At 40.5% G+C, this 8,908-nt stretch carries 10 protein-coding genes; 1 reads left to right on the forward strand and 9 read right to left on the reverse strand.

Features of this window, described 5'->3' with window-relative positions:
* Positions 1-32: 32 nt before the first annotated feature.
* Together AOQ70_RS02855 and AOQ70_RS02860 are read right to left on the reverse strand one after the other, a co-directional pair.
* Positions 33-1,385: an amidohydrolase family protein gene (locus tag AOQ70_RS02855; protein ID WP_059374790.1), complete on the reverse strand. Its 1,353-nt coding sequence runs from the start codon at positions 1,383-1,385 to the stop codon at positions 33-35.
* Between the two features lie 103 nt (positions 1,386-1,488).
* A complete protein-coding gene (locus tag AOQ70_RS02860) occupies positions 1,489-2,076 on the reverse strand; it encodes an NAD(P)H-dependent oxidoreductase (RefSeq protein WP_058838272.1) in 588 nt (195 codons plus the stop codon).
* A gap of 116 nt (positions 2,077-2,192) precedes the next feature.
* On the opposite strand from AOQ70_RS02860, the gene AOQ70_RS02865 reads away from it, so the two are divergent.
* Positions 2,193-2,624, forward strand: coding sequence for a MarR family winged helix-turn-helix transcriptional regulator (locus AOQ70_RS02865; protein ID WP_059374791.1), 432 nt, complete (start codon positions 2,193-2,195; stop codon positions 2,622-2,624).
* 52 nt (positions 2,625-2,676) lie between these two features.
* Here the strand turns inward: AOQ70_RS02865 and AOQ70_RS19645 are convergent, their stop codons facing one another.
* The 7 genes from AOQ70_RS19645 to AOQ70_RS02895 all read right to left on the reverse strand — a co-directional run.
* The gene (locus tag AOQ70_RS19645; RefSeq protein WP_180272423.1) at positions 2,677-2,853 is read right to left on the reverse strand and encodes a hypothetical protein; all 177 of its coding nucleotides are present in this window, start codon (positions 2,851-2,853) and stop codon (positions 2,677-2,679) included.
* A gap of 17 nt (positions 2,854-2,870) precedes the next feature.
* Positions 2,871-3,623, reverse strand: a complete 753-nt coding sequence (locus tag AOQ70_RS02870) for a hypothetical protein (RefSeq protein ID WP_039180634.1) — start codon at positions 3,621-3,623, stop codon at positions 2,871-2,873.
* Between the two features lie 254 nt (positions 3,624-3,877).
* Positions 3,878-4,492, reverse strand: a complete 615-nt coding sequence (locus AOQ70_RS02875) for a LysE/ArgO family amino acid transporter (protein ID WP_039180635.1) — start codon at positions 4,490-4,492, stop codon at positions 3,878-3,880.
* A gap of 132 nt (positions 4,493-4,624) precedes the next feature.
* On the reverse strand, positions 4,625-6,205 hold the full coding sequence (gene mbcS / locus AOQ70_RS02880) for an acyl-CoA synthetase MbcS (RefSeq protein WP_059374794.1): 1,581 nt from the start codon (positions 6,203-6,205) through the stop codon (positions 4,625-4,627).
* Between the two features lie 226 nt (positions 6,206-6,431).
* The gene (locus AOQ70_RS02885) at positions 6,432-6,644 is read right to left on the reverse strand and encodes an alpha/beta-type small acid-soluble spore protein (RefSeq protein ID WP_024424829.1); all 213 of its coding nucleotides are present in this window, start codon (positions 6,642-6,644) and stop codon (positions 6,432-6,434) included.
* Between the two features lie 89 nt (positions 6,645-6,733).
* Complete coding sequence (thiI, locus tag AOQ70_RS02890) at positions 6,734-7,939, reverse strand: tRNA uracil 4-sulfurtransferase ThiI (RefSeq protein WP_039180639.1); 1,206 nt, start codon at positions 7,937-7,939, stop codon at positions 6,734-6,736.
* A gap of 4 nt (positions 7,940-7,943) precedes the next feature.
* On the reverse strand, positions 7,944-8,908 hold a 965-nt coding region (locus AOQ70_RS02895), incomplete at its 5' end, for a cysteine desulfurase family protein (protein WP_059374796.1).

Here is an 8,908-nt window from a genome sequence, read left to right on the forward strand (position 1 = left end):
CCCCATAGGCAACGCCTATGGGGTTATTTTATTTATGAAGGTGTTGATTCAAACTTGTGTGATAAAATATGGTCTCTTGCCTCATAAGCTTTTCGTTTGACCTCTTCTAGGTTCACACCGACTAGCTTTCCGTTTTGTTTCACTGCTTTTCCAGCAACATAAACAGAATCAACATTTGAAGGATGTGCCGTTTGGACAACCGCTCCAGCCGGATCTGTCATCGGAAGAAGATTCATGCTTGTCCGATCGATCAAAATAAAATCCGCTTCTTTCCCAGGTGTAAGCGACCCAATTTTATGATCAAGCTGTAATGCACGAGCGCCATTGATCGTCGCAGCCTCAAGCATTTGATGAGCTGACAGCCCAAGTTCAGGTCCCGGCATGATCCCATCCATTAACAACGATTGATTTTGGATCGCGCGCTCTGCCTGAAGCCCGAATTTCATTTGAGCAAACAAATCTCCACCTGTCGCTGTCACTACGTCTACACCGAGCGTTGGAAGAACACCTTGTTCAATCGCAAGTCCTGTGACAGGATAACCGTGACCCATCATCATTTCAATTTCAGGGGTAATGGAGATGGAGCTTCCGCTGTCTGCCAGCATCTTCATTTGATCCGCATCGATTGCGTTAATATGCACCATGTTCAAATCAGGTCCGAGCAGCCCTGCTTTGTGAAGCCGCTCAATCGATCGATCCTCCGCTCCCCAATTTCCAAAGCCGATGTGCATACTACATAGAGCATCTAGAGACCGAGCTGTTTCAATTTCAAATACCGACGTCTCCCATGAAGAAAACTCTGGACCACGAATCGCAAGTCCCATTGTTAAAAGCTGATCTGATGATTGAAAATGCGCTTTTTTCACACGTGCTGCGTCCTCCATATTGGTGAGCGTACTCTCTCTATCCCAATATTCAGCATCTCCAGAGGAACCAAAAGCAAAAACAGCTCGTATACCCGCATCTTTTAATCCTCCAATGAGCTCTTCTGTATGATCCATTGAATTGATCATCGTCCAATCTAAAAACGTGGTCACACCTGCATCTAAAGCCTCTAATGCCCCTAAATAATTGGCGATTCGATCGTCGGATGGGCGTCTCATTGCTCCATAGTTGCCATAATAGATTTTGCTTAAATATGTCTGCAAAGACCAATCTGTCCCTATGCCCCGGATGACAGACTGCCACACATGCCGATGTGTATCTACAAGACCTGGCATAATGACCATATCAGATGCATCAACAATGTCTGCATCACTTACTTCAATTGAAGGTCCAACTTCTAAAATGTGTTTCCCTTCAATTAATAAATCTCCCTTTTCAAGAAAACCTAAAGATGGATCAAGTGTTAAGAGTGCTGCATCTTTAAACAATGTTTTCTTCATCCATATCCCCCTTTTCAAATGACGAGGATAAGTGACCCCGCCTCAATGTCATTTTAAAACAGAAAAGGATCAAATTAGAAGAAAAGTGGCTTATCAAAATATATTAAGAGCTGATGTTTCTGAAATAGTTGTATGTGCGTTTTAATTTGATGTCATGCTTCCCTTTTGGACTTTCCATCATCCCAAACTCAAAGAACTTCACAGGTTTGATTCCGACATATTGCAAGAGAGCTCGTTTCATTAACATCTTGTGCGCATTTTGTAAAAAGAACAAAGGGTAGTTGGTTGGTCCTTGCATTGTCGATACACAAACGGCACTTTTCCCTTTTAATAATCCTTCTGGCAGCAGACCGCCTGTTTGACGATAAGCGAAATTCGCAGCAAACATGCGGTCAATAAAGCCAAGCAGCATAGCTGGCGGCCGCCCCCACCAAATGGGATAAACGAACACGATTTTATCCGCCCACATGATCTTATCCTGATACTCGCGAATGTCAGGATCTTTATGCATATCACGTCTCTTTTTCTCTTCATTAAAAACAAGTACAGGATCAAATTTTTCTTGATATAAATCGATGATTTTCACTTCTTGAACGATTGGATTTTCTTCGCTGCCTCTAACAATTTCTTTAAAAAAAGCACCATTTAAACTATTGTGATGAGGGTGAGTATAAATAATGAGTACATTCATCTTTTTCTCCTTTAGTTATCATTTGATAATAAAAAGATATACCCCAATCGATTAGTTGTCAAATGATAATTGTTTTTTGATAATAAATTTGATATGTTACATAGGAGGTGATCATCATGCAACATCCACATTTCTTCAAGGAATTCGTCGCATTTGCTTCTACTTTTTCAGAGCTAAAACATGATCTGATGAGCAAAGTCAAACCACCAGAATTAACAGCCTTACAATATTTAATTTTAGAGCAGCTAGCGGTCAGCGAACCGCTTACCCCTAGTGACATCGCAGACTGTCAGCATATGTCTCTTCCAAATGTCAGCAGAGAACTGAAAAAACTGCACGAAAAACAATTCATTGATAGAGAAGAAGACCGTGTTGACAAACGAAAGCATATCATTATGCTTTCTGACAAAGGCCGTACCTGTATGAACGAGGCCTTTCAGCATATCGAAAGGATGCTAATAGACAGCCTATCTTCCTCAGATATAGAACAAATGGATGATATCGTACAAGCTCTCCGTCTATTAAATCAAACGATTTTTAAAAAATGACCCAATGAAAAAAGCATGGGCGCTACGCTCATGCTAAGGATTTTGTATCTTATTAATGAAGGGATGCTAAAAGATACGTTATGAAACCAACAATCGGAATGATCGGGATCATTAATTTCAATGTTGTATTCGTATTCTTATATAAATTCCATAGCAATACTGGTATACCAAATGTTAACGTATCTAAAACAGCAAGAACTACTCCTTTACGCTGTTCTTTATGAGCCATTTTAAAAACCCCCCTATTCACCAAACTTTTTTCACACAATAACCGGCCAATCCCGCTGATATACCTCCATTAATCACTGCGCATGCAATACAGCTAGCAGGTCCAGTAAAACAAATATAATAACACGCTCCTAGAACCATTGAACGTAACGGAAGAGATTCATTAGGGCCGCTTTTCTTTTTTAAGCAGTCCCAAAACTTGTTCCAATTAAAACTCGTTTGAATTTCCGAATCATCTATTTGAACAATTTTTCTATTTAATTCCATCATATCTTGCTTTACACCATTTTCACCATAGGTAAAAGATCCTTTTAAAAACTCCCCTTTTTGGTTGATATGAAACTTATTTTTCAATTTTCCATTTTGAAAAAAATATGAGTGCAAATTCCCTTTCCCATCGTATTCTGCAAGTTGAATATAGTGAGCTTTTATTTGACTCAGTGAAACTGAAATGAAGGAAACATTGTTAAGCAGCTGATTATCTGACTTCTTCTTTTTCAGATAAAAATAAACAACATCTGTTTTAGCAGCGTGTATATGAACCGCCGCACTTTCTCCATTTAATAGATAACCTTTCTTTTGGGCTAATTCTTTTGCCTGTAAAAATTGAGAGCTTTTTTTTGCTTTTTTTATGAGTTTTTCTGCTGTTTTATCATTTTGTATCTTTTCAAAAGGCTCGTCCTCTTTTATGGTAACAGCGTTACCTACAGGATATTGTCCGAATAAAAGTGATATGAACAAAAACATACAAAACATTTTTCTTATCTTCATCATACAGACTCCTTTAGTAAAGTTAGTAAAAATCATAACCTTTTAAAGGAAAAAATGTAATAGACTGTTTTTCCAATAAAATCCACTATTGATAATGTAGCATATAACCTATTCTTTATCATTTCCTCTAGGCAATTGAATCTGATCTTCCTCCCTGAATCATGATGACACTGGCTGAAAAGTCTTACCGATACACAAAAAAAGCGCTGGATCATTACGTCCAAACGCTTCTTTGTTTTATTCTCTATGTACCCTTATACAATCAATTGATATGCAATATATAACGCAACCAGCCAGATCATGACCGCGGAAGCTTTATTGATACGGTTCATCCATTTGCCGTTTGTATCTAACTTCCCTAACATCTTCCCTAAAAGGGCGAGACCAATAAACCATAACCAGGACACGATGATACAGGCAAGTGTGAATGCCAGCTTTTCTGCGCCGCTATATTGCAGCGAATTTGTCCCAATGACACCAATCGTATCGAGAATCGCGTGGGGATTTAAAAGAGAAACGGAACAAGCAAATACAATTTGTTTTCTTGCAGGCATTAATTTCTGCTTCTCTTGATCACCTGATGATGAGCTTGTGTTCCATACGGACCATCCCATATAAACTAAAAAACAAAAACCAATGATATAAAGACCAATTTGCAGTACTGGAATGGTAAACACCACAACAGAAACACCTATGACAGCTAAAGCAATTAAAAGTGTGTCACAAAGAGCAGCCGTGATGACGACAGGCATTGCTCGATATAATCGAGGCTGCAGCGCTCCTTGTTGAAATACAAATACATTTTGTGCGCCCAAAGGTAAAATGAGACCAAAGGCAAGTACAATTCCATGAATGATCGCAATCGACATCTACTAACATTCTCCTTTTTCAGAAATTCCTACATATTTTAACATAAAGCACCTTGCCTGCTTTCAACAAATTTCATTTTCCGTACAAAAAAAGCGCTGGATGCTTCCATCCAAACGCTTCTCATTTTTTCATTATTTACTTTTTCGTGCAAGCTCTCTTTCTCTCAGCTCTACACGGCGAATTTTCGCTGACGGTGTTTTTGGCAGTTCGTCAATGAATTCGATTTCTCTTGGGTATTTGTATGGTGCTGTTGTGTTTTTCACATGTGTTTGCAACTCTTTGATCAGTTCATCACTTTGCGCCACTCCATCACGAAGGACGACGTATGCTTTCACGATTGATCCTCTGATTTCATCTGGGCTCGCCACAACTGCACATTCCTTCACTGCTGAATGCTTGATCAGCGCATCTTCTACTTCAAACGGTCCAATCGTATAGCCTGAGCTGACAATGATGTCATCTCTGCGGCTTTCAAACCAGAAGTACCCATCTTCGTCTTTTTTCGCGCGGTCACCCGTAATGAAGTAATTTCCTCGGCGCTGCGCCTTTGTACGCTCTTCATCTTTGTAATATTCCTTAAATAGAGCCGGTGTTTCGAGATGGACCGCAATGTCACCAATTTCTCCAGGTGCGCAGACGTTTCCATCCTCATCAATGATATCTACTTCGTTGCCAGGGGTTGGTTTTCCCATACTTCCTGGCTTGATATCCATTCCTTTTAGCACCCCTACAAGCAGTGTGCTTTCAGTTTGGCCATAGCCGTCTCGTACTTCTATATCGAAATGCTTTTTGAATGTATCAATGACTTCACGGTTCAATGGCTCTCCCGCAGAAACAGCACTATGCAGCTTCGGCAGCGCGTACTGACTCAAATCATCTACTTTTGCCATAAAGCGATATTCTGTCGGTGTACAGCATAAGACATTGATTTCATTTTTTTGAAGCAGCTCTAAGTATGTATTTGGATTGAATTTCCCTCCATACACAAAGCCTTCTGCTCCACTTCCTAACACAGATAAGAGGGGGCTCCACACCCATTTTTGCCAGCCTGGTCCTGCTGTCGCCCATACTTTATCTCCTTCATTAATGGAGAGCCATGCTTTGGCAGCTGTGCGTAAATGTGCATACGCCCATCCGTGTGTATGAACAACCCCTTTTGGGTTCCCTGTTGTACCTGATGTATAGGATAAAAACGCCATGTCTGTGCGTTTTGTATCTGCCAATTCAAGTTCGTTTGATTGCTCTTCCTTTTGCGCTAGAATGTTTGTCCAGCCATGATCGTTTTCACCGATTGAGAATGTTTTAAAATCGTTCGGCTTTTTAGTTCCGTCGAACGATTGAATGAATGAAGAGTAAACGATCGCTCCCTTTGCTTCTGCGTGTTCAATTCGGTAATCTAAATCTTTCGCACGCAGCATTTCAGAACAAGGAATCACGACCATTCCTGTTTTCAAAATCGCTAAATAAATGCTGTATGCCTCGAGCATGCGCGGCACCATCACAATGATTTTATCGCCTTTTTTGAAGCCTGCATTTAATAAAACATGTCCAATTTTATTTGCCTCTTCTACTAATGCTGCATATGTTACATGCGCTTCGTGCCCATTACCGTCCTGCCAGTGCAGGGCCATTTTCTCCTTGTCATGACTGAACGCTTCAATCTCACTGACTAAGTTATATTGTTCTGGTGCAATTAAGTCTTCTCTTTTCATGGTACAGCTCCTTTTAGCCTCTTTCTTATGAAACGAAACATGTTTCAATTTACCTATTCTAACACTCATAACTGAAAAATGCTTGAATTAGGACCTACTCCTAGTATTATGCCATAATTTTTTAAATCCGTCTTCTTTTTTAAAAATATTCTAACTATTTATATGTACAAAAAGAAAAGAGCGGGAATCATCCCGCTCATAAGCCATAGCTTTTAAATTGTGTGTCTTAGAAAGATCCGCCACCCATATGTTGTTGAGCGTAAGATACAAGACGCTTAGTGATTTCTCCACCAACTGATCCGTTAGCGCGAGATGTAGTTTCTGCACCAAGGTTTACACCAAATTCAGAAGCGATTTCGTACTTCATTTGGTCGATAGCTTGTGCAGCGCCTGGTACTAGTAATTGGTTAGAACTGCTTTGTCTGTTTTGTTGAGCCATGTGTTCTCACCTCCTTGTGAATATAGAATGTGTAGAAACACATGACTTCATGCGATTGATTTTATGGTAATTATTATGAAATTTTCGTTTTAGAATAAATCAGCGAATTCATCTGCCGTTTTCTTTTCATTTGTCACAATAATCGTTTCAATTTGCTCTACTGCCTCGTCCAGCATCGGCTCGAAATCAGCAAAGCTTTCGTAGCGTTCTACCTTCTCAAGCTTTGGTTTTGTTTTAGGGGACGGCGGCGTAAAGATCGTACAGCAATCCTCGAAAGGCTGAATGCTTGTATCGTATGTGCCAATTCTTCTTGCTTCATCAATAATGTCATTTTTATCGACAGCTATGAGCGGGCGGATGATTGGTGTATTAGTCACATGATTAATGGCATACATGCTTTCAAGTGTCTGACTTGCCACTTGCCCAAGGCTTTCACCAGTAATAATCGCAAGGGCATCACGCTTTTCTCTTATTTTGTCAGCTATTTTCAGCATCATTCTTCTTGTTGATGTCATCGTATAGTTTTCAGGTACTTGTTTGTGGATCAGCTCTTGAATTTTTGTAAAAGGTACGATGTGAAGCTTCACTTCGCCTCCATATGCTGCTAGGCATTCTGCAAGATCAATCACCTTTTGTTTCGCACGTTCACTTGTATACGGAGGGCTAAAGAAATGCACAGCTTCAATTTGAATTCCGCGTTTCATTGCTTGATAGCCGGCAACTGGGCTGTCAAAGCCGCCTGAAAGCATGAGCATCGCTCTTCCGCTAGAACCAACCGGCAGGCCGCCTGCACCTTTGACATCTTTAAATGTAATGTACGTGGCTTGCTCTCTGATTTCGATGCGTAAATGCACATCTGGCTGTTTCACATTGACTGTTAAGTTTTCCGTATTTCTTAGAACATGTCCGCCAATTTCGCGATTCATTTCATTTGAATCAAGTTCAAATTGTTTATAAGAACGTTTCGTTGACACTTTAAATGTATTCCCTTGTTCATACACTTCCTGTACCGCTGTTAGTGCCGCATCTTTAATCGCATCTAGATTTGTCTCACATTTAACCGCAAGACTAAAGCTCTGAATGCCAAATACACTTTTGAGCTGTTCTGAAATCGGTTCAGGGTCTTCTCCGTTCAGCATAATCGTGATGCGGTCTCTATCAGATGCATACTTTAATGCTTCAAAATCCTTTAAGACGAACCGAATGTGCTGTCTTAGTTTTTCAATGAATTTCTTTCTATTCTTCCCTTTTGTTGAGATCTCACCAAAACGGACTAAAATATGATCATATTTCATGCTGTTATCTCATTCCTTTTAATTTTTTCACACTTTGTGTGATCGATGTGATGATTTGCGATGCAAGCTCTGGTCCTTGTCCATACGTCAAGCTGATTCTCATACTGCTTTTGGCCACTTCCTCTGATTTTCCCATCGCCAGCAGTACACGGCTTGGCTCTTTTTTCTTGGCTGAGCAGGCAGAGGTTGTAGAAACATATATGCCTTCTTTTTCAAGCATATGGAGGAGGACTTCAATTTGAATACCCGGCACTGAAAAATTCACAATGTGCGGCGCACTTTGCGCCCTCGGTGTGTTCATCACAATACCTTCTATGTCTCCAAGCTGTTTTTGCAGCTGCGTTTTTAAGTTCAGCATCTCATCGTGATGCTTGTCAAGCTGTTCATATGATTGTTTCATGGCTTTTGCCAAGCTGACAGCTCCAGCAGGGTTTTCAGTACCTGAACGAAGCCCTAATTCCTGCTCTCCCCCTGTAATGAAAGGGGCGAGAATGACATCTTTCTTTAAAAAGAGTGCGCCTGTGCCTTTTAAGCCATGAATTTTATGACCTGACATCGTCAAAAGATCTACATCTAGCTGTTTATTAAGTGCTACTTTGCACATTCCCTGCACCCCGTCGACATGAAAAAGCGCGTTTTTGGCATGCTCACGAATGATGCCAGCAGCTTCTTCAATCGGCTGGATGGCACCCGTTTCGTTATTGACGTGCATCATGCTGACAAGCACTGTATCAGGGCGAAGCACTTCTTTTAAATGCGTCATATCTGCATGGCCTTGCTCATTTACTTGAATATAGGAGATGTCAAAGCCAAATAACGCCTTTAGCTGTTCAAACGATTCAATGACAGAAGGATGCTCAATTGCTGTCGTCACAATGTGCTTGCCCCGATTCATTTTGGCAAGTGCTGCACCTTTAATGGCGATGTTATTCGCTTCTGTAGCACCAGAAGTAAAAATAATCTCATATT

The sequence above is a fragment of the Bacillus sp. AM 13(2015) genome (genome assembly GCF_001518755.1).
Classification (GTDB): domain Bacteria; phylum Bacillota; class Bacilli; order Bacillales; family Bacillaceae; genus Bacillus; species Bacillus safensis.